14 protein-coding genes are annotated in these 21,349 nt (G+C 59.5%); 7 read left to right on the top strand and 7 right to left on the bottom strand.

Annotated features, from left to right (window positions below; all coding sequences use genetic code 11):
- Positions 1-416: 416 nt before the first annotated feature.
- Both MNODULE_RS06245 and MNODULE_RS06240 read left to right on the top strand, forming a co-directional pair.
- The gene (locus MNODULE_RS06245) at positions 417-7,946 is read left to right on the top strand and encodes an InlB B-repeat-containing protein (RefSeq protein ID WP_168058585.1); all 7,530 of its coding nucleotides are present in this window, start codon (positions 417-419) and stop codon (positions 7,944-7,946) included.
- A 93-nt stretch (positions 7,947-8,039) separates the two neighbouring features.
- On the top strand, positions 8,040-8,990 hold the full coding sequence (locus tag MNODULE_RS06240; RefSeq protein WP_168058584.1) for a hypothetical protein: 951 nt from the start codon (positions 8,040-8,042) through the stop codon (positions 8,988-8,990).
- Between the two features lie 4 nt (positions 8,991-8,994).
- Here the strand turns inward: MNODULE_RS06240 and MNODULE_RS06235 are convergent, their stop codons facing one another.
- The 3 genes from MNODULE_RS06235 to MNODULE_RS06225 all read right to left on the bottom strand — a co-directional run bounded on the left by MNODULE_RS06235 (position 8,995) and on the right by MNODULE_RS06225 (position 12,506).
- Positions 8,995-10,062, bottom strand: a complete 1,068-nt coding sequence (locus tag MNODULE_RS06235) for an AI-2E family transporter (protein WP_168058583.1) — start codon at positions 10,060-10,062, stop codon at positions 8,995-8,997.
- 135 nt (positions 10,063-10,197) lie between these two features.
- On the bottom strand, positions 10,198-11,121 hold the full coding sequence (locus MNODULE_RS06230) for a DNA integrity scanning protein DisA nucleotide-binding domain protein (protein ID WP_168058582.1): 924 nt from the start codon (positions 11,119-11,121) through the stop codon (positions 10,198-10,200).
- Complete coding sequence (locus tag MNODULE_RS06225) at positions 11,118-12,506, bottom strand: DHH family phosphoesterase (RefSeq protein WP_168058581.1); 1,389 nt, start codon at positions 12,504-12,506, stop codon at positions 11,118-11,120. Before MNODULE_RS06225 ends, MNODULE_RS06230 begins: the two co-directional genes overlap by 4 nt.
- Positions 12,507-12,713: 207 nt before the next feature.
- On the opposite strand from MNODULE_RS06225, the gene MNODULE_RS06220 reads away from it, so the two are divergent.
- From MNODULE_RS06220 to MNODULE_RS06210, 3 genes are all read left to right on the top strand, one after another.
- Positions 12,714-13,406: a tetratricopeptide repeat protein gene (locus MNODULE_RS06220; protein WP_168058580.1), complete on the top strand. Its 693-nt coding sequence runs from the start codon at positions 12,714-12,716 to the stop codon at positions 13,404-13,406.
- Positions 13,407-13,409: 3 nt separating this feature from the next.
- Positions 13,410-14,867 carry an FGGY family carbohydrate kinase gene (locus MNODULE_RS06215; protein ID WP_168058579.1) on the top strand — a complete coding sequence of 486 codons (1,458 nt, stop codon included), beginning with the start codon at positions 13,410-13,412 and terminating at the stop codon, positions 14,865-14,867.
- A gap of 213 nt (positions 14,868-15,080) precedes the next feature.
- A complete protein-coding gene (locus MNODULE_RS06210; RefSeq protein ID WP_168058578.1) occupies positions 15,081-15,464 on the top strand; it encodes a response regulator in 384 nt (127 codons plus the stop codon).
- 60 nt (positions 15,465-15,524) lie between these two features.
- Here the strand turns inward: MNODULE_RS06210 and MNODULE_RS06205 are convergent, their stop codons facing one another.
- Complete coding sequence (locus tag MNODULE_RS06205) at positions 15,525-15,758, bottom strand: hypothetical protein (protein WP_168058577.1); 234 nt, start codon at positions 15,756-15,758, stop codon at positions 15,525-15,527.
- Between the two features lie 415 nt (positions 15,759-16,173).
- Here MNODULE_RS06205 and MNODULE_RS06200 point away from each other — a divergent pair, with 415 nt between their 5' ends.
- On the top strand, positions 16,174-16,638 hold the full coding sequence (locus MNODULE_RS06200) for a hypothetical protein (protein ID WP_168058576.1): 465 nt from the start codon (positions 16,174-16,176) through the stop codon (positions 16,636-16,638).
- 413 nt (positions 16,639-17,051) lie between these two features.
- Positions 17,052-17,366, top strand: a complete 315-nt coding sequence (locus tag MNODULE_RS06195; protein ID WP_168058575.1) for an RNA recognition motif domain-containing protein — start codon at positions 17,052-17,054, stop codon at positions 17,364-17,366.
- 78 nt (positions 17,367-17,444) lie between these two features.
- Here the strand turns inward: MNODULE_RS06195 and MNODULE_RS06190 are convergent, their stop codons facing one another.
- The 3 genes from MNODULE_RS06190 to MNODULE_RS06180 are packed head-to-tail and all read right to left on the bottom strand — an operon-like array spanning position 17,445 to position 21,195.
- Positions 17,445-19,310 carry a universal stress protein gene (locus MNODULE_RS06190; protein WP_168058574.1) on the bottom strand — a complete coding sequence of 622 codons (1,866 nt, stop codon included), beginning with the start codon at positions 19,308-19,310 and terminating at the stop codon, positions 17,445-17,447.
- Between the two features lie 44 nt (positions 19,311-19,354).
- Positions 19,355-20,182, bottom strand: coding sequence for an ABC transporter permease (locus MNODULE_RS06185; protein WP_168058573.1), 828 nt, complete (start codon positions 20,180-20,182; stop codon positions 19,355-19,357).
- Positions 20,179-21,195: a substrate-binding domain-containing protein gene (locus tag MNODULE_RS06180; RefSeq protein WP_168058572.1), complete on the bottom strand. Its 1,017-nt coding sequence runs from the start codon at positions 21,193-21,195 to the stop codon at positions 20,179-20,181. The genes MNODULE_RS06185 and MNODULE_RS06180 overlap by 4 nt, the downstream gene beginning before the upstream one ends.
- Positions 21,196-21,349 lie beyond the last annotated feature (154 nt).

Genomic DNA, 21,349 nt, shown 5'->3' with positions numbered 1-21,349 from the left:
GCTTGCATTCCGACCGGAAATGTAAGAAGGTGTTTCAGGGATTTTTAGGACAACACTCTAAGTATCCTTTTGCACCTAAAGAACCAAACCAAGGAGGGTAGCAAGAACCTAATTACAACATACCCCTGCAGGGTTTTATCCTTCGATCGTTTTTCCGGCTGCTTCATTCCGCAGGCATCCTCATTATCACTATCATCATGCCTTTGCGTTCTGGTTTTCGTCGCTTCATCCATACATGTTCGAAGAACCCAAACGACACCAGTCACCCCTTTTACGAGGGGATTGTCGGTTCGGGGGATATCCCATCCTATAGGATTCCCTTTGGGAATCAACGCGCTCTCAAGCCCGAAGACGCTCTGTAAACGTATAACGTATAAAGAACCAGAACAAGGAAGACAAAGTAAAAAAAAAGGTCCATGAAGCAACCCTTTCTTTGTACAACGATTGCCCTGCTCGTCTTGGCAACCCTCTTCTTCTGGAGCGGCTCCGCCTATGCCGACACCCTCATCCTTCATCCTTCCGGCGGCGCATCCGGCGATCAGACCGACCAATACGTCGGCGGCACCGCCGTCACCGCGCTCGACACAAACGACGGAAGCACCTCGTACGGAGACCTCTCCTCTGAAGATACGGCGCGCCTTGCGCTGGACGATTCGGCAAATTCAGGAACCATCACTTCGGTGCGCATCAGAGGGGTCCTCAGAAGCGACGGCGGCTTTCGAGGCGACGGCGAATTCCGAATCGGCTTGAGAACCAACGGGGCCGATTTTTGGAGTAGTACGCTCGACGCGGGCGACTCCTACCAGCTCTATTCCGGCGTTCTCCATTCAACGAATCCGAGCACAGGGACTGCATGGACATGGGCGGAAATCAACGCCTTGAATGCGCTCGTGGACAACACCGACCGATCGACAGACCTTCGGATCACCGAACTTTTTGCAGAGATCATCTATCAGCCGCCGGTCGCCTTGTCGGTCACAAAATCAGGCACCGGAACGGGAACCGTCACCTCCTCGCCTGCAGGGATTGATTGTGGGGCAACCTGTTCCGCCCCCTTTAATATCAATGCTTCGGTCACCCTCACCGCCGCCCCGGCTGCGAATTCCACCTTCACCGGATGGTCGGGGTGCAACAGCGCCTCGGGAACCTCCTGCACCGTGACGATGAACACCGCAAAAACGGTGACGGCCTCCTTCACTCTTCAGACCTTCCCCCTGACGGTCACAAAGAGCGGCACGGGATCCGGTACCGTCACCTCTTCTCCGGCCGGTATCAATTGCGGCGCCGCCTGCTCCGCGATTTATAGCAGTGGAACGGCCGTGACCCTCTCTCCTCTTCCCTCTGGAGATTCCGACTTCACCGGTTGGTCCGGTTGCGACAACGTTTCCGGAACTTCTTGTACCGTGACAATTAATGCGGCAAAGACGGTCACCGCGACGTTCACATTAAAAGTTTTTACCCTGTCGGTCGCGAAATCGGGAAACGGCGGGGGAGCCGTCACCAGTAGTCCGGCCGGAATCAACTGCGGCGCGACCTGTTCCGCTTCTTTCAGCTTCGGAACGCCGGTGACATTAACCGCCGCTCCGTCGGCCAATTCTAATTTCACCGGATGGTCCGGCGCCTGCACCGGAACCGGAAACTGCACCGTCACGATGGATGCGGCCCGATCGGTCGCCGCAACATTTACACTGAAAACCTTTACTCTCTCGGTCGCCACCGCCGGAAACGGGACGGTGACCAGCGATGTCAGCGGGATCAACTGCGGCGCAAATGGAAACGTCTGCTCGGCCTCTTTCACCATCGGCGCCGCAGTCCAGCTGACCGCCACCCCGGCCGGGGGCGCTACCTTCTCCGGCTGGTCCGGTTGCGACAGCGCCGCCGGGAACACCTGCGACCTCGCCATGAACACCGACCGCTCGGTCGCCGCCAGCTTCGGGGTTCAGACCTACTCTCTCACGGTCAACAAGCTCGGCAACGGAACCGGGACCATCACCTCTTCCCCCGCCGGCATCGACTGCGGCAGCAGCTGTTCCGCGTTCTTCAACGCCGCCACGACCGTGACCCTTACCACGGCGCCGGCCGAGGATACCGACTTCACCGGATGGTCCGGCGCCTGCACGGGAACCGGTCCTTGTGTCGTCACCATGGATGCGGCCAAATCGGTCACGGCGACATTTACACTGAAAAGCTTTACCCTCACCGTCGCCAAAAACGGGTCGGGAACCGGAACAGTAACGAGCAACCCGGCCGGAATCAACTGCGGTGCGACCTGCTCGGCATCTTTTAACAATGGGACATCGATCACGCTGACCGCCGCACCCTCCGCCAATTCAATCTTCGCCGGCTGGTCGGGCTGCGACAGCGCTGCGGGAACCTCCTGCACCGTGACGATGAGCGCCGCAAAATCGGTCACCGCCACCTTCAACATTCAGACCTTTGCGCTAACCGTGAATAAAGGGGGAACCGGCACAGGAACCGTGACCTCCTCCCCTGCCGGGATCGACTGCGGCGGCGCCTGCGCCTCCAACTTCAACGCCGGGACCGCCGTGACCCTCACCGCGACAACATCGGCCGATTCTGATTTCACCGGCTGGTCGGGCGCGTGCAGCGGAACCGGGAGCTGTAACGTCACAATGGATACGGCCAGGTCGGTGACCGCCACCTTCACCCTGAAGAATTTCACCCTCTCGATCGCCAAGACGGGGACCGGAGCCGGAACGGTCACCTCTTCTCCCGCAGGAATCAATTGCGGCGCCGCCTGCTCCGCCTCTTTTAACGCGGGCGCTTCAGTGACATTAACCGCAACCCCGTCGGCCAACTCTCTTTTCGCAGGGTGGAGCGGCGCCTGCTCGGGAACCGGTGCCTGCTCCGTGACGATCGACGCCGCCACGTCGGTCACCGCGATCTTTAACCTGCAAACGTTCAGTCTTTCGGTCGCCAAGGCCGGGACAGGCACGGGAGCCGTCACGAGCAGTCCGGCCGGGATCAACTGCGGGACGACCTGCTCTTTTAATTTCACGACCGGGACCACAGTCACCCTCGCCGCCGCGCCCGCCGGTAATTCCGTGTTCGCCGGGTGGTCGGGAGGATGCAGCGGCACAGGAAGCTGTGTGGTCACCATCGACGCGGCCAAATCGGTCAGTGCCCACTTCACCCTACAAACCCTCAATCTCTCAGTCACCAAAACCGGAACAGGTACGGGGACCGTCACCTCCTCCCCCGCCGGAATCGATTGCGGCGCAACTTGCTCCGCCTCGTTTGGCTCAGGCGCCTCTGTGACATTAACGGCCGCCCCTTCGGCCGGCGCCATCTTCGCAGGCTGGAGCGGCGCTTGTTCCGGAACCGGAACCGGAACCTGTCTCGTCACAATGGACGCCGCGAAGAGCGTCGCGGCGACCTTTAATGTGCAGACTTTCAGTCTCGCGGTAACGAAGGCCGGAACGGGGAGCGGCACCGTCACGAGCAGCCCGGCCGGGATCGACTGCGGGGCGACCTGTTCGTTTACCTTCACGACCGGGACCACGGTCACCCTCACCGCCCCCCCTTCCGCCGATTCTGTGTTCATCGGCTGGTCGGGGGCATGCAGTGGGACCGGCAATTGTGTCGTGACGATGGATGCCGCCAAATCGGTCACGGCCAACTTTAACCGTCAGACCTTCGGCCTCACTCTGGCGAAGAGTGGGACGGGAACCGGAACGGTCGTCAGCAGTCCGGCCGGGATCAACTGCGGGGCCGATTGCTCGGAAACATACACAATCAACACCCTTGTCTCCCTCACCGCGACGCCGGGGGACGACTCCGACTTCACCGGCTGGAGCGGGGCCTGCTCCGGCGCCGGCCCCTGCTCCGTGACGATGGACGCGGCCAAATCGGTCACGGCCAATTTCACGTTAAAAACATTTACCTTCACCGTTACAAAATCGGGAAGCGGAACCGGCACCGTCGCCAGCAGTCCCGCTGGGATCAGTTGCGGAACCGACTGTTCTGAAACCTACACTTTCAACACCCTCGTCTTTATCACCGCCACTGCCGACTCGGACTCGGCCTTCTCAGGCTGGTCCGGCGCCTGCAGCGGAGGGGCCGCGACCTGCTCCGTCACTTTGGATGCCGCCAAATCGGTTACGGCGAATTTCACAAGACGCTTCCCACTCGGCGTTTCAAAAGCGGGAAGCGGCGCCGGGACGGTAACGAGCAGCCCCGCCGGAATTGATTGTGGAACCGATTGCTCCGAAACTTACAACCTCAACACTTCGGTCACCCTCACCGCTGCGCCGGACGTTAACTCGAATTTCACCGGCTGGTCCGGCGGAGGCTGCGCCGGAACGGGAACCTGCACCGTCGCGATGGACGCGGCAAAGACGGTCACGGCGACATTTACGTTAAAAAGCTTAGGACTCTCCGTCACCCTGGCCGGAAACGGCAGCGGAACGGTCACGAGCAGCCCGGCGGGGATCAACTGCCCGACCGATTGCTCGGAGCCGTACACGATTAACACCCAGGTGACCCTGACCGCCGCCCCTACCCCGAACTCCGACTTCACCGGCTGGTCCGGTGGAGGCTGTACCGGAACGGCGCCATGTAACGTGACCGTCGACGCGGCGAAATCGGTCACCGCCACATTCACGCTCAAGACCTTTGCACTGACGGTGAACAAAACCGGGACAGGAACCGGGGCGGTAACGAGCAGTCCGGCCGGGATCGATTGCGGAACAGATTGCAACGCCTCCTATAACGCCGGGACACAGGTTACCTTGACCGTCTCTCCCAACACCGACTCCCTCTTTACCGGCTGGAGCGGGGCCTGCAGCGGCACCGTAGCCTGCGTCGTAACGATCGACGCCGCGAAGACGGTGACGGCCGCTTTCACCCTCAAGCCGGTTCTGACCGTGACGAAAACTGGGAGCGGAACCGTCACCAGCGACCCCGCCGGGATCAGCTGTGGAACCGACTGCTCACAATCCTTCGGCAACTTCACCACCCAAGTCACCCTGACGGCCGCACCCGACGCGAATTTCGACTTCACCGGCTGGTCCGGCTGCAACAGCACCAATGGAACTTCCTGCTCCGTCACGATGAGTCAATCAAAGTCGGTCACCGCGACATTTACGCTCAAAACATTTAGGTTGAACGTGACCAAAACCGGAACAGGAACCGGGACGGTGACAAGCAGTCCGACCGGCATCAATTGCGGAACAGATTGTAACCAGTCTTATGATTCCGGAACACAGGTGACCTTGACCGCCGCTCCCGCAACCAATTCGACCTTCACCGGATGGTCCGGCGCCTGTTCCGGTACCGGCAATTGCATTGTGACGATCGATGACGCGAAAAACGTGGCCGCCACCTTCGCATTGAGGACCTTTACCCTCTCCGTCACGACCTCAGGAAACGGGACCGTCGCCAGTAACCCTGCCGGCATCAGCTGCGGCGCCGGCGGCGCCTGTTCGGCCACTTTTAACATCGGCGTCCAGGTCACACTTACCGCCACCCCGGACACCCACGCCACCTTTACCGGCTGGGGGGGGAACGCCTGCAGCGATAGTCAGGCCACTTGTGCCGTGACGATGGATGCCGCCAAGTCGGTCACCGCTGGTTTCACCCTCAAAACCTTCGCTCTCTCGGTCGTCAAGGCGGGAACCGGAACCGGGACAGTCACTTCCGACCCCTCCGGAATCGATTGCGGCGCAACCTGCTCCTTCTCATTTAACATCGGGTCGACGGTGACGTTGACCGCCGCCCCCACCGGCAATTCCACCTTTACCGGCTGGTCCGGAGCCTGCGCCGGGACCGGCAATTGCGTGGTGACCACCGATGCCGCCAGGAGCGTCACCGCCACCTTCACCGCGCCGCCGACCTTCACCCTCACCGTGAGCCGGACCGGGAACGGCCTCGTCACGAGCACTCCGGGAGGAATCGATTGCGGGACGACCTGCACCTCCGGCCCGCTCAGCCCCGGCACCCGGATCACCCTGACCGTCGTTCCCGCCGCGGGCGCCCCTTTTCAGAACTGGGGAGGGGCCTGCTCCGGCACACAGACCACCTGCACCCTGACGCTCGACAGCAACAAGACGGTCAGCGCCACCTTCGCCAACGGGTTTACCCTCTCCGCGAACAGCGCCTCGGTCGCCATTCAGAAAGGAACCTCCGGATCGGTCTCCTATAATATCGCGTCAATGCAGGGATTCACCTCGCCGGTCACGCTGACATTGACCGGCGCGCCCGCCGGGGTGACTGGCACTTTCTCTCCCAATCCCGCCGCCCCGCCCGGCAACGGATCGATCAAACCGACCTTGACCCTCAACATCGATGGGACGGTCGAATGCCGCGATTACAACCTCACGGTCACCGGCGCCGGCGGCTTCCTGACCCAGTCGGTGGGGCTGACCTTGACGGTCACCTGCAACGGGTTGAAAGGGGAATACTTCAACACCCCCGATCTGACCGGACCGATGTTGACGCAAACCGATCCGAAAATCGATTTCACCGGATGGGGCTCGGGCCCCCCCATCCAAGGGATCGATCCGGAGACCTTCTCCATCCGCTGGACCGGGCAGATCCAGATCGATCGCGCCGAATCGTACCTCTTCAACATCATCACCAACGACGGCGTCCGCCTCTGGATCGACGGGGCGTTGGTGATCGACCATTGGGAGCAGACCGACCATCTCGTCTCCCTGGAGAAAGGGGTGGCGTTCAACGCCTCCGGCCTGCACGACATCAAGCTCGAATATTCCGAAAACACGGGACAGGCCCTCCTTCAGCTCAACTGGTCGTCGAATTCGATCGGCTGGCAGGTGATCCCGGAATCGCATCTGACCACCCCGAAATCGTCCGGCGCCCCTCCGACGCTGAAATGGACCGGCGAGCCGAACTATCAGACCGACGGGCTCGACCCGGAAACCGGCACGGTCAACGGCACATCTTTCAAATTCCGCGTGACGTATACCGATCCCGACAACAACCCGCCGCTCCCCGGCTATCCGAGGGTTCACCTTCTGCAGGGTGGAAAAGAAATCGCCGGGAGTCCGTTCGAAATGCTCTTTGAGAAAGGAACCCCCGCGGCCGGGGCCGTCTACAACTACAGCCGCCTCCTTCAAGCGGGGTTCGATTACACCTATTATTTCGACGCCGTCGACGCCACCGGGCTGCAGGCGATCGCCTCTCCGGCCGCGCCGACGCCGGCCGTCCCCCTGACCGGGCCGCAGGTCGGCGTTTCGGGAACCGTCACGTTATCGAGCCCGCGCGGGGCGATCGTCATGACCACCTCCGCGGGGGCCTTTGAGCGAATCGACATCGGCGATCTTGCGAATCTGACCGTGCCGCCGGCCGACACGACCTTCCCTTACGGCGTCCTCTCCTTCAAACTCCAGGGACTGGCCCCCGGGGAGGAAGCGGTCGTCAGCACCACCTTCCCGGAGCCGATCTCCGGCGAGGGACAGCCCCAGTGGCTCTGGTACGATTCACAGAACAATCAGTTTGTGACGGTCGAAGCGACTGGGTCGCTCCTCTCCGGCGGAAATACCATCCGCATGACGCTGAAAGACGGCGGCATGGGAGACGGCGATCATGCCGCGAACGGCGTCATCGAGAATATCGCCGGCCCGGCCTTCAAAGCGGGCGCGGCGCCGCCCCCTCCCCTCGGCGGGGGCGGAGGCTGCTTTATCGCCACTGCGGCGTACGGCAGCTATCTCGACCCGCACGTCAAGATCCTTCGGGACTTCAGAGACCGCTCTCTTTTGACGAATCTTCCGGGACGTCTCTTCGTCGAGGCCTACTACCGCGCCTCGCCGCCGATCGCCGACGTCATCCGCAAGCATGATTCCCTCCGAACGGTCGTCCGTTGGACGCTGACCCCGTTGGTCCTCTTGATCGCATACCCCTGGGGCGGGGTCGCCCTGCTGGCCCTGATTCTGACGGCTCGACGCCTGCGAAAAAACCGGCCGTAAAAACCATCAAGACGCCGATCCGGAATGCCGACTTTCCATCCGGAGAACGGCAAATCAGTTGACTTGCTCCTTCCACCATGGCAACATCAAAAAATGAAACGCAAGCTCATCACCCTATTGACCCTCATCAGTTTTACCCTGCTGCTCCCCCCCCTCTCCTTCGGCGAGCCGGAGACCCTCTACTACTCCGATCGCTTTGTTTTCCGGAGTAAAGAGGTCGATGATCTGACATTGGTCATCCTTAATTTCAGCCGAGGGAAAGAGGGAGAGAAGTACTATGGGGAGTTCTTCGGCGCGGTGTTCACCCAGACCGGATGGTGGTTTCTGGAGGGAAACGATAAATATTTCTATAAACCGGGGAACCTGGAAATCATTCAGCCCTCTTATTTCGCGAAGGCGGACGGATCGGCCGTTTCCGGATTCAAGCTTCGCTACGACGGGGGGGATTTCACCCTCAATCTCTCCAGCGGGCCGACCCAGCCCCTCTACACCCCAGATGCGGGGAAGACCCTGCAAAAACAGCTCGGCGTGGCCGAGGCGGTTCTCAATATTCGCGGGCAGGAGCATTGGGGAGAACTGGTTCACGAGACGGTCATCTGGCAAGGCTTCAACGGTTTAAAACGCTACAAGGGACTCTTCAAAGAGTACCTTTCCTTCTATCTCATCACCGAGAAGGGGCGCGAAATCTACTTGCACCGGAATAAATCGAACCCGCAGGAGTTTCTCAACAAATACGGCCTGTCGGAAACCTTCCTCCCGGAGGGGGGGCTGGTCCGATCGGGCCCCGAATCAACCTACTTTTTCAAACCGCCGATCCCTCTCTCCCTCCTCGACAGCACCCATCCCTCCTTCGCCTTCTACACCGTGCCGCAGCGGTGGAAGATCGATGCCCCCTCCGTCGGCACCTTGTTCATCTGGTCGCGTGGAAATGCCTCCAAAAATTGGATCTGGGGGGGATACTACCTCATGTCGATCGAAGGGGTGCTCAAAACGGGGACCACCGAAGAGCGGGTCTGGGGATTGGCGGAATATATTCCGAATTAACGCTCTACGCTCTGAAGAGCGGAGAGCGCCTATAGTGATCGGCCAAGGCTTTGAAGAGGACCACGACGACCGCCGCGCCGGGAACCGCCAGGAGAATCCCGACGAAACCGAAAAGATCCCCTCCGATGTAGACCGCCGCAATCACGACCAGCGGATGAAGCCCCACCTGCTGCCCCATGACGAGCGGGGCGACGACCAATCCCTGAACCGATTGCACCGCCGCAAAGAGAAAAATGACATAAAGCGGGTGGAGAAAATCCTGAAATTGGAGCAGGCTCACCAGGATGGAGAGGGAGAGCCCGACGATGAAGCCGACATAAGGGACGATTTCGCCGAAGGCGGCGATGATCCCGAGAACGAAAGCCAGGTCGACGCCGATGAGGGTCAGACCGATTCCGTATAAGACCGCAAGGAAGAGAATCACGAGGAGCTGCCCCCGGATGAATCCTGCCAGCGACCGGTCGAGCTCATGAAGCCACCGGGAGACTTCGGGCCGATGCCTCGGAGGAACATACCCCCAGACCGTCGCCTTCAGCGTCTCGAAATCTTTCAGGAAATAATAAAAAGCAAACGGGATGACGATCAGGTTTGCGATGGCGGCGAGGAGATACGCCGTGTTCGAGAAGAAGGAGAGAAGGACGGCCGTCACCGGCCGGAAAATGTTCGGCGCCTCCTCTCTCAAACGGGGAAGGACAGTCTCCGTGATCTCCTCATACGTCTTCGGAATATGAATGCCGAACCGCTCCTCCAGATAGGGAAGGAAAGCGGTCCGAACATGTTCAAGATAGCGGGGAAGCTGCTCCAGGGCGCGGGTGATCTCTTCCTGGATAATCGGGATCACCACCAGCAAAAAGAGAACAAGGGCGGCGGCGATGATGAGAATGACGAACCAGATCGCGAAAGGACGGCGAATCCGCCTGCGCTCCATGAAGAGAACGACCGGATCGAAGGCATAAGCCAGAAGAAAGGCGATCAGAAACGGGATAAGAATGCTGCCGGCTAAATAGATAATCCCGATCCCAAGCGCCAGGATCGCCAGCCACCCCCAACGTCCCTCTCGTCTTGCTTCCACTTTTTCCGTTATTCGTTAAGCGTTAATAGTTAATCGTTGTTTGCGAGACGTCATTTGTTATTCCTGAGCGTTCTCTTATTTCTTGAAATGGGATTGCCTTTACGTTTAACAATTCACGTTTAACGAATAACGTTATTAGGACGACGCTCCCCGGTCTCGGTGCACCGCCTTTTCCAGTTCGAGGATAATTTCTCCCCCTTTGAAAATGCGGACCGTGCCGGTCGATTCGGAAACCACCACCGCCAGCGCCTGCGTCACCGCTGTGATGCCGGCCGCCGCCAAGTGCCGGCTGCCGAGACCTTGCAGGAGATCCTTCCCTTCGAAGGAGGCGTCGAGATGCCGCCCGGCGGAGAGAATCACCCCGTCTTCCCGGATCACAAACGCGCCGTCGATCGCCGAGAACTCCTTGAGGGTCTCCTTCAGCATCGGATCGATGAGATTCCGCTCCTCTTCGGGATAGCCGTGGAAGGGGTTGATGATCATCTGCCGCGAGAGCTGCAAGACCCGCTCATGGTCCCCCAGGACAAAGAGGGCTCCAACCATTTTCCCGGCCCGGCCCTGATAGGCCAGCTCCACCGCCAGGCTGAGGATCGCCTCGAAGACATCGTATCGGATTTCTCTGGAAAGATCGGTCAGGTCGGCCGAGGTCAAGATCTCGAACTCCCTCCCGATATCGAGGACCACGATGCTGTCGAGAAAGCCGAAGCGGCCGATTCCGGAGAGACAAACGATTCGATCCCCCACCCGGACCAGCCCGGCGGAAAGACCCATCATCACCCCCAGCTTCATCTGCCCCATCCGTGTCAATTCGATCTGGGGCACCCGGACCACCTTTTCAAAATAACGCTGCGCCCGCTGATAGGCGCGCTCCCCGCGGGCCACCAAAATCAGGTTCAATTCCTTGGAAAGGATCTTCAGCGGCGTATAATCGGTCAACAGGTCGGCATAAAGCAGGATCGCCTGCGCCCCGACGCCGGCCGCCACGTCCGAGGCGGCCGAGAGGAAAACATCGTTCATATCGAAGCCCGGCTTCTCTGCCGCGGAATAACCCTTTTTCATACCGCCACCGCCTCTCGCTGGAGAAGATCGGCCAATCGATCGAAGATCAGGTCCCGAACGAACCGCTCGTCCGCCCGTCCGAACACTTCCCGGAAGCCCTTCAACGGCATCACCGCCTTGGCCATAAACCGATGCCCGCCGGCTCGCCCGTAGGAACCGAACGCCTCTTTCATGAGGCTCCCCGCGTTTCCGCTCTTCCCCATGTTTCTCGCGGAGACGATCAGATTTCCCCCCACGATCCCGGAGAGAACCGACCAGTCGATTCCCTCCACTTGGGTGAAGAAGTCGGCCAACCGCGGGACGATATCCTGGCGGGGAACCTGTCCCAAGTGCGACACCAAAAGGCGATGTTCGATCCGCCACCGGCGGATCGCCTTCTGAACGAAACCGGCCTCCTCTTGCGGGAACTCCGGACGCTCGATCTGCCGGATGAGGCCATGGTTTGCCAGCGGATAAAGAAAGGAGAACGCCTCCACATCGCCGGGATGGGTCCCCCGCTCCAAGAAGGCGGTGTCGGTTCCGATTCCATAGAGGAGGGCCGTGGCGAGCCGATGGCTGATTTTGACATCTTCGGCGCGCAGATACTCGGTCATCACGGTCGAGGTCGCCCCCTGGTTCGACCGGATCTCCCGATAGGCCGCATGGTATCCCTTCTCCTCCGGATGATGGTCGATCACCACGTCGATCCGCGGAAACTTGACCGGGAAACGGCTCGGCTGGGTGTCGACGAAGCAGATCCGGTCATAGCCGGAGAGACGCTTGGCGTCGATCCGGTCGACTTCGATCTCAAGATGCTTGAGCATCGCCATGTTTTCGGGACGATCGACCACCCCGAACGAGGCGATCGGCGCGGTCAGCTTGTTCCGGCCCAGCAGGGTCCGGAGCGCCAGGGCCGACGCGATGGCGTCGGGATCGGGATCATCCTGGACAAGGATCAAGACCCGCTCCGCTTCTCCCAAGATCCGGTGGATCTCCCGGGTCTTCTCGCGAAGCGAGATCGCCCGAAGCTCCCAGAAAAGCGGAGAGGAGAGAAGATCGGTGCAGGAGACCACCTTCAGATCGGGAGAGCCGAGATCGACCGCCTCCTTGTTCCGGGAGAGCAGCAGCGAAGGCCGGACCTTTTCTTTCGAAAGGAGCCTCAAAATCGGGCTGAATAGCTTGGTCTTGGAGAGCGCAATGATCACGCGGTCCTCGCGGCCGATCTTCGCCCGTTGATAGGTCGCTTGAGCGGAGAAGGGACCCTGGATCACCGGAACCTTTTTCTTCTGAAGCCAGTCGGCAAGCTCGGGCTCTTGCACGACGAAAAGCCAGGCGCTCCCGGCCTCGCGGTGGCTCTTTAATACCTGATAAAAAAAGGAATCATCACAAAAAACAATATATCTCATCTTCGTCCCGTCTCGCGTTAAATCCCCTCATCATCGTACTCCAAATGACAGATCAGATCAATGATCCACTTTCCGATGTAGTCAGTCTATCGTAGGGGCAGGGCGTGCCTCGCCCCCCGACAAAACCGGATCCAATCAGGATCTCCGCCCTTTTGACAAACCGATGTTTATTGAATAGGATAGAATATTGACCCCTTAGGAGAATCAATGCTGTCACGGTTTCTTATTTTTTACATCGTCATGCTTTTCACCGGAAGCCCCCTCCTCGCGATCCTCGTCATCCTCGGCATCTACTTGGCCTTCGACTACCAGTTCACCGGGTTTCTCCGCCGGGGGGTTCAGATCTTTCGGCTGGAGTCGGAGATCTCCGGATTAAAGAAAGAGGTGGCGCTGAATCCGCATAACGCCGCCGCCCTGAGCGACCTGGGGCGTCTTCTGGTGATGCGCGGCAAGGAGCATCAAGCGCTCCCCTATCTGGAGCGCGCTTACGAGCGGCTCTCCGACACCGAGGAGACGATCTACTACCTCGGCCTCGCCTTTCTTGTGACCGGCCGCGAGGTCGACGGGGAGGCGTTGATCCTCAAGGCGCTGGAGAAAAATCCCAAGTTCCGGTACGGCGAACCGGCGCTCCGCCTCGCGGAACACTATGGAAAGAGGGGGCGGGTCCAGGAGGCGCAGACTTTCTTTGACCGTTTTTTCTCGATCCACTCCTCGAGCCCGGAGGGCTACTACAAATTCGGGCAATTCCAGCTTCAGGTCGGCAATCGGGCCGGGGCCGCCGAGAGTTTCCGGAAGGCGATCGAAATCTTCAAGCTCTCCCCCTCGTTCAAGAAGAGGCAAGATCGCCTTTGGGCCTACAAGGCGCGCTTTCACCTACTCACCGCCTCCGGGACGCGTTAACGAATGCCCTCTTCCTCTCGCTGGGCCATTGCGGCGTTGGACCAGGGGAGCAGCCGCTCCCGGGCGGTCCTCTTTGATCTAAAAGGCAAGCCGCTCGCCCGCGCCGAAGCCCCGCTTCGAACCGACACTCCCAAACCGGGATGGGTGGAGCATGATCCGGAGGAGATGTTGAGCGGTGTTCGGGCCGTTCTCCGGAAGGTCCTTCGGGAGGCGAAGCGATTGGAAAGGGCGCCGATCGCCCTCGGCATCGCCAACCAGCGCTCCACCTTCATCTGCTGGGACCGGAAAAGCGGCAAGGCGATCTCCCCGGCGATCAGCTGGCAAGACCGGCGGGCCGGCGACCTCCTCTCCCGCTGGGAAGGTCCCGACTTCGCCGCGAAAACCGGCCTCCCCCTCACCCCCTACTACTCCGCCGCCAAACTTGCCTGGCTCCTCGATCGATTCAAAAGAGAAAAACGATCGATCGGGGATCTCCTCTGCGGGACGGTGAATGCTTTTTTGATCTGGCATCTCACCGAAGGGAAAGTCCATCAAACCGATCCGACCAACGCCGCCCGGATGCTCCTCTACAGCCTCGACCGGGGCGATTGGGACGACGGCCTGCTCGACCACTTCGGCATTCCCAGGGCGATCCTCCCCGCGGTCGCTCCGACGCAGTCGGCCTTCGGCGAGGCGGTGATCGACCGGGTTCATCTTCCGATCACTTGCAGCATCGGCGACCAGCAGGCGTCGCTCGCCGGCCTGGGGGGACTCCGGGAAGGGATTGCAAATGTGAACTACGGGACCGGCGGCTTTTTCCTCGTCAACACCGGCCCGAAGCGGTGCGCCGTTCCGGGGCTTCTCACCAGCATCGCCTGGTCGAACGAAAATGAGACGACTTACCTGGTGGAGGGAACGGTCAACGGCATCGGCCCCCTCTTCGCCTGGCTGCGCGATCTTGGGCTGATCGGATCGGAAGCGGCGGTCGACGCCGCCTGCGCCCGATCGAAAGAGCGGATCTTCTTCCTCCCCGCGCTGATCGGCCTCGGCGCGCCCCATTGGGACAATCGGGTTCCGACAAGCATCGTAGGGCTGACCGGCGCGTCCCGCAAGGAAGATCTCGTCCGGGGCGCGGTGGAAGGGATCGCCTTCTTGATGACCGATATCCTTCACGCCCTTCAAACGAAGGAGCCGATCCCGGTCCGGAAAATCATCGCGAGCGGAGGGGGCTCGCAAATCAAAAGCCTCCTCCAGATCCAATCGGACTTCTTCGGCAAGCCGATCACGGCGACGCACGATCCCGAATCGACGGTCCGCGGCGCCGCCTTCCTGGCGGGCGAAGCGATCGGCGCCGCCGACCGAAGGGTCTTTCAATTCTCTCCCCTGAAGGAAACGTTCTCTCCCCGCATGGGGAAAGCCGAGCGGGAGGCGCTTTATCGCGGATGGGAGAAGACGCTCGCGCTGGCGAAAGGGTGGCGCTAAAGTCGCTTCTCTCTCAGGGGAATCATCGTATTTAGGACGGTTGGAATACCGATTAGGTCGTCTGTAGGGAAATGAGGGGATTGATTACATTTTAAAAAAAGAGTAGAGATGAGCCTGAGTAAAAAGCTTGGATTGTGACTTGCAACCCAAGTCACACTTATTTCGAGCAGACATCTTTTAGATAACGCGAGCCTCACCCAGGGAGACCCGCGCATGCCGAAGCGGATACTCATCGTCGACGATAACGAAGATGCGCGTCAGCTCTTTGCTCGATCTCTGAGTGGAGAAGGCTATGAGGTCACTTTCGCGAACGATGGCGATGAAGCGCTGAGAAAGGTCGGGTGGGCACATCCGGATCTGATCCTCCTCGACCTCATGATGCCCGGCGTCGATGGATTGAGGGTCTGCCGCGCGCTTAAACAAAACCCCGCTTATCGCCTCATTCCCATTCTGATGATCAGCGCCAAATTTGCCGATCCCGCCTCTCGGCAACAAGCCGTCGAAGCCGGCGCAGAAGAGATCCTCATCAAACCGATCGACCCGTCCAATCTTCTGGCGAAGGTCAGAAGCTATCTGAACAAGACCGACCGGGTTTAAAACCTACCGCGAACGCTTTGCGATATAAAATACTATCCGGATCGGTCATTCGTAGGATTCTCACACGTGTCTTTTCAAAACACGCGGTCGCTCAATCCTCTCGAAAATATTTCTTCTCACCCCCTCGGGGCCTGCATCAAGAAACCTCCAGTCCGGATTGACCCGCCCCGTGATCCGTTCGTCTTCCGATTTCTGAGGCGGTTTCACCGCGGTCAGGACCCACGCCCAGAGAAAGCTGACAAAGACCAGACCGATCATCACCGGAAGTCCATACTCTAAAACAATCCCGTACATCCTTTTCTCCCTACATTTAGGTTTCTGATTTTCTCCATCCGCAAGAGGGCGGAATTTTCGCCACGTTTATGATTACCACTCCCAAGTCGTTCCCGCATTAAATTCGGATTAATTTTTTGTTAAACGTGAACGCGCCCGTGGGCAAAATTCGAATCCGGTCACGACTTATGCTGATGAACTTTGGATACGCTCTGTATCCTGAAAGAAGCATTTCCCCTTACCGCGCCATACCCGATCAAATCTTCTCCACCGGTTTCCTGAAAATGGCCGGCGTTTTCGTCGACACCCACGAGGAATCGTGCATCGGCACGCCGATTGCTCAGGTAGAGGGAGCACGGCGTCAGAGAGGCGCTGTGATGATCATCACAGGGGAAATATCAAACGTCCACATGGAATGTGAATAGGAGGGGAAAAAATGGCTTCGGTATCCAACATTGTAATGTCGCTCTCGGCCGGGTCCACCGCGAGCACCGCCAACGTGACGGTCACCGGAACGATGACCTTTGAAGCGAGCGAGGTGGGGAAGAGTTTTCGGATGGAGATCGGAATTTTCGGGGAGGACAAATCGGGCGATAAGCTCCCGGCCGGGGATCCGGTCGGCGACGACCTGCTCTATCCCTTTCAATGGGGCTTTCTGCTCCCCAAGAAACCGTACAAGCAATTCACCGTCATGGCGGCGGGACCGCAAACCTTCACGGAGACCCGTTCCATCAGCAACGAAAAACTCGACGAGGACCCGGGAAAGGTCAAAATAGCCGAGGCGGACATCAACACGCCGGTCTATTTTCCTCGGCAAGATGAAGTTTATGCAAAAGTCAGCCTCTCGGGTTCCCCGGTTTCCGCTCGCTCCTCCACCGTCATCGCCGGCATTGGCGTGTAAACCGTTGCTTTCGTCCTGCCGGATATCCCTTTGAGGGGGCGCCGCAAAAACACGGCGCCCCCTCAAATCCGGTCGCCGGCACACCGGGGATCGGCTCCACGTTTATTGTCAGCCTACCGTATGATATCGCTTGATAGACTCCGTTCGAACCTGATCTCGATAGAAAAAGACCAGAGCACAATTATCTTGACTTCTGCCCGACTCTGCCTTACGCTTCAAGGATAAATCCCTGGGTCAAATCCGATGGTTCCCCCCCCGTACCTTTCCGTCCTTATCCGTCGACACCCTGCCTTTAGCGAGGGAATCTCGCCGACCTGTTCACTTCACAAGGAGCAGGAACCCCTCTTAATCTTTAAAGGAAAAATACCCAAACCCCATTTTCTTATCACACAACCAGAAGAGAGGAGCGTCGAATGAAAATTTTTGTCGGCAATTTGTCTCGAGACGTTAATGATGCGGACTTGCAGAAGGCGTTTGAGGCCTTCGGGAAAGTAGATTCTGCCACGGTCATAAAGGACAAATTCTCGGGAGAGTCGAGGGGGTTTGGGTTCGTGGAGATGTCGTCGGGATCGGAAGCGCAGGCGGCCATCAGCGGAATGAACGGAAAAGAGTTGAAGGGAAGAGCGGTCAATGTGAATGAGGCCCGTCCCCGCGAAGAGAGAGGCGGCGGTGGAGGGGGCAGAGACCGCGGCGGAAGACCGGGAGGCGGCGGCGGGCGGCGATTCTAACCCCCTCCCAGCGACAAAATCTTTTCATCAAAGAAGGGCGCACAGATAGGTCGGTGCGCCCTTCGCCGTAAATACGGCTTAACTCGGCGGACGGATATGCAGAATCAATACGGGGCGGTCGACCTGGGAGAGGACCTGGCTGGTGACGCTGTTGGTCAGGAAGGCCTCGCGGAGATTCCCGATCCGGGTGCCGAGGACCAACAGATCGTAGCTTCCCTCATAGGCCTCTTTCAAGATCGAGCCGACGATCTCCCCCTCCCCGACCTTTGTTTCCACCCGGAGACCGAGGCTCTCCAAAATCCGAAGAACCCCCTGAAGGTAGAAAGCCCCGCCGTTCTCTTCCCCCTCCGGCGTCACGTGGAAAAGGGTCACGCTGGCGCCGGTGCTCCGGGCGATTCGCCCGACGAAACGAATATCCGATTTACGGACCTTCTCGCTTGAGACACAGACGAGAATCTTCTTAAAATCCTGGAAGGGGGTCGGCGTCAGCAGCGTCGGCACCGGCGCGTTCACCGACACCCGCGCGGCGGTCGATCCGAGAAAGCGGCCCGGGGCGTGGCGGCCGCGGGTGCCAAGGACGACCAGGTCGTACCGGTTCTGCTCCGTCTCGTTGAGGATTTCCTCCGCGGGATGTCCCCGCCGATACGCCGTCTCCACCTCCTGAAGCTCCTGCTGGGCCGCCTGGCTTGCCTGAGTCAGTCCCTCGCGCGCCTTGGCCTCTTCCAGATAACGCTCGGCCACCCCCAGAATCGTCAGCCGTCCCTGGGTCTTCTGCGCCAAATAAGAGGCAAAGTGAAGCGCATGCTCCCCATGCTCCGACCCGTCGATCCCCACCAGAATATGCAGCCCCTGATACGGAAGGATATGGAAAGAGGTCACCCCGACGACGACCTTCTGTCCCGATCCGATCGGGAAGCTCGTCTGCGCCAATCCCATCTGCACCGAAAGAACCGTCGGATCGGTGTCGCCGAAGCCGGCGGTGAGGGAGCGGACGACTCCGGAGACCTGCACCGTCATCCGGTGGAATCCCCCGACAAAGAGGAAATCCCGAATCTCCCCCTCCCCGATAAAGGTGCCGTGAAGCGCCTCCCGGCTCGGTGCAATTTCGATCTGCTCCGGCCGGATCAACACCTGCACCCGCTCTCCTTTTTCCGGTGCCGCGGTCCCCTCCGGAAGAGGGAGGAAAGCCGAGCCGATCTGAATGTGCCGCTCCTGCATCAACCCCGTGAAGAAGTTCGCCGAGCCGAGGAATTGCGCCACATACTCCGACTTGGGCCGCTTGTAAATATCGGCCGGAGCGCCGGTGGCGAGGAGCTTTCCCCGATCCATAATCCCGATCCGGTCTCCCAGCTCGAACGCGTCGGCCTGATCGTGGGTCACCATCACCGTGGTCACCCCGAGTTGCCGATGGATCTGCTTGAGGCTTTGCCGGAGTTGTATGCGGGTCTTCAGGTCGAGCGCGCCGAACGGCTCGTCGAGCAAAAGCACACTCGGCTCATAAGCAAGCGCCCGCGCCACCGCGACCCGCTGCTGCTGGCCGCCGGAGAGCTGAGAGGGATAACGATGGCCGAAGCCGGGAAGCCCGATCAGCTCCAGAAGATGATGGATCTTCTTATCCCGCTCCTCGCGGGGAACCCGCCGGAGCTGAAGTCCGAATCCGATGTTCTCGGCGACCGTCATGTGACGGAAGAGGGAGTAGTTCTGGAAGACGAAGCCGACGTTTCTCTCCTGGGGGGTCAGATCGTTCACCACCTTCCCTTGCAGCAGGATCTCCCCCTGATCGGGGGTGACGAGCCCGGCGATCATCCGGAGGATCGTCGTCTTGCCGCTGCCGCTCGCTCCGAGCAAAACGAAGAGCTCTCCGGGGAAGATCTCCAGGGTGACATCCTCGACCACCGACTGCTCGCCGTATAATTTCGAGATATTTTTAAGTGAAATGGACATCGTTTAACGGTTCCCCTCGGCGGATGAGACTTTCTTCTCTCTGATCAGGCCGGTTCTTCTCTCTCGGTCACGCGAAGCAAGATAAAGAAGATGGCAAACGAAAGTATCGCGAGGACCGCGGCAACGGCATTGGCCGCTTCGATGTTTCCCGCTTCGAATTGGGAAAAAATATAGAGCGGCGCCGTCTGGGTCCGCAGACGCAAATTCCCCGACACCATCACCGTCGCCCCGAATTCCCCGAGAGAGTGGGCAAAGGTCAGCAACGTTCCGGTAAAGAGCGCCCCGCGAAGCGAAGGGAGAATGACGTACCAGAAGGTCTTCAATCGCCCCGCTCCCATCGTGTAGGCCGCCTCTTCATAGGTGACCTCCAACTCATCCAGCACCGGCTTTACCGCTCCGAGCATATACGGGAAGGTGACGAAAACATGCGCCAGAAGAATGCCGGTGATCGCGAACATCGGCCGGAAGCCGAGCGGGTCGAGATAACGGCCGACCAGACCGATCGGTCCCCAGAGCAGCAGCAAAGAGGTCCCGACGACGACGGTCGGAATCGCGACCGGAAGGTTGATCAAGATCCCAAGCGGCCGCTTCGCCGGAAAGCGATAGTTCGCGAAAATATAGGCGGTGAGGGTCCCCAATACCGAGTTCAAGAGACTGGTAATCAGCGCGACGAAGAGGCTTAATCGAAGGGCAAACTGCGCCCCCTCCCCCGTCAGCGCGGTGATGAACCGGGAGAGCCCGTCGCGGGTGGCGAAAACGAAGATCGCCCCGATCGGCATGATCAGCAAGGGGAACAACACCAGGAAGACCATCGTGATCAGAAGCCCCCTCCACGGGAGCCGAACACGCGCCGCCTGCAGCGGATTGATCATGGGCGCACCTCCTCCAAAATACGTTCTCTCCAGAGCCCCTCCACAATTTCGGAATAGGCCCGCGGCCAGCCCCCCAGATCGTCCACGGTAAAGGGATGGGGGATCTTCGAAAAATAGCGGTTCTCGGCATCCAGACCGGGATCGGTGATCGACCGGAAGCCATACTCGACAAAAATCCGCTGCGCCTCCTCCGTCCGGAGAAAGTCGAGAAAAGTCTCCACCAGCGGCCGCTCCTCGGGAGAGATGTTCCGATCGATCGCGATGGCGGGATGCTCGGTGTAGATCGTCCACTCCGGAACGACCATCTCATGATTGAATTTTCCGCGGGCGAGGTCCTTCACCGCCTCCTGCTCGTAAGTGATCAGGACGTCGCCGAACCCCATCTCAAACTGGGTGCGGGCGGCGCGGGCCGACGATCCGAGGATGATCACATTTTTCCAAAGATCGACCATCCCCGCATGTGCCGCCGCCGACCCGCCCCCCTCCGGGAAGGCAAAAGCCCCGTATTCCGCCAGGAGCGCCCAAAGGGCCCCGCCGGAGGTCTGCGGATCGGGATGAACAATCCCGATCCCCGGCTGTCGGAGCGCCTGAAAACTGGAGAGGCCCTTAGGATTCCCCGGCCGGACGATGTAGATGATGGGGGTGCGATTGACGATTCCATTGTAAGGAAGGGCGGTCCAATCGTGCTGAATCACTCCCGCCTCCTTGAGCCGATATGCATCGAGCGTATGAGAAAAGAGGGCGACATCGGCCGGCGCGCCGAACCGGATCTGATTGGTCACCGTCCCCGATCCGGCAAAGGAGGTGTAAAAAAGGACCTCTTCTCCGGTCTGCTCCCGCCAGCGCTTCTGAAAAGCCGGAAGAATTCCGGAGGAGATCACCTCTTCCAGAATGCTGAAGCCGTAGATCACAAGGGTCGGAGACGAATTCCCCGCCCCCTGTGAAAAAATCGGCCAGGTATAGGCGACCAGAAGGAGAAGGCAAGCAGTCACAACCATCTTAGAAAATGTCACGGGATGCGATCCTTATCTTTATATGCTGAGTTGCCCGAAGAAGCAGGCGCTGGATGAGGGGACGGACGTCGCTCAATTTTCGCGGGGGCATCGATTATGCGGCCATGTTAAGGTTGTGAAACCCTGTGTTTCATTATACAGATTTCGTAAAGAG

Origin of the sequence: Candidatus Manganitrophus noduliformans (assembly GCF_012184425.1) — a bacterium.
Lineage (GTDB): Bacteria > Nitrospirota > Nitrospiria > SBBL01 > Manganitrophaceae > Manganitrophus > Manganitrophus noduliformans.
Note: the sequence above shows the minus strand (reverse complement) of the source record. Positions and strands in the feature narration are given on the sequence as shown.

Coding starts and splice junctions, on each gene's coding strand:
- MNODULE_RS06245 (WP_168058585.1), top strand. CDS start 417: ATGAAGCAACCCTTTCTTTGTACAACGATTGCCCTGCTCGTCTTGGCA.
- MNODULE_RS06205 (WP_168058577.1), bottom strand. CDS start 15,758: ATGTACGGGATTGTTTTAGAGTATGGACTTCCGGTGATGATCGGTCTG.
- MNODULE_RS06210 (WP_168058578.1), top strand. CDS start 15,081: ATGCCGAAGCGGATACTCATCGTCGACGATAACGAAGATGCGCGTCAG.
- MNODULE_RS06220 (WP_168058580.1), top strand. CDS start 12,714: ATGCTGTCACGGTTTCTTATTTTTTACATCGTCATGCTTTTCACCGGA.
- MNODULE_RS06185 (WP_168058573.1), bottom strand. CDS start 20,182: ATGATCAATCCGCTGCAGGCGGCGCGTGTTCGGCTCCCGTGGAGGGGG.
- MNODULE_RS06195 (WP_168058575.1), top strand. CDS start 17,052: ATGAAAATTTTTGTCGGCAATTTGTCTCGAGACGTTAATGATGCGGAC.
- MNODULE_RS06200 (WP_168058576.1), top strand. CDS start 16,174: ATGGCTTCGGTATCCAACATTGTAATGTCGCTCTCGGCCGGGTCCACC.
- MNODULE_RS06225 (WP_168058581.1), bottom strand. CDS start 12,506: ATGAGATATATTGTTTTTTGTGATGATTCCTTTTTTTATCAGGTATTA.
- MNODULE_RS06240 (WP_168058584.1), top strand. CDS start 8,040: ATGAAACGCAAGCTCATCACCCTATTGACCCTCATCAGTTTTACCCTG.
- MNODULE_RS06215 (WP_168058579.1), top strand. CDS start 13,410: ATGCCCTCTTCCTCTCGCTGGGCCATTGCGGCGTTGGACCAGGGGAGC.
- MNODULE_RS06190 (WP_168058574.1), bottom strand. CDS start 19,310: ATGTCCATTTCACTTAAAAATATCTCGAAATTATACGGCGAGCAGTCG.
- MNODULE_RS06230 (WP_168058582.1), bottom strand. CDS start 11,121: ATGAAAAAGGGTTATTCCGCGGCAGAGAAGCCGGGCTTCGATATGAAC.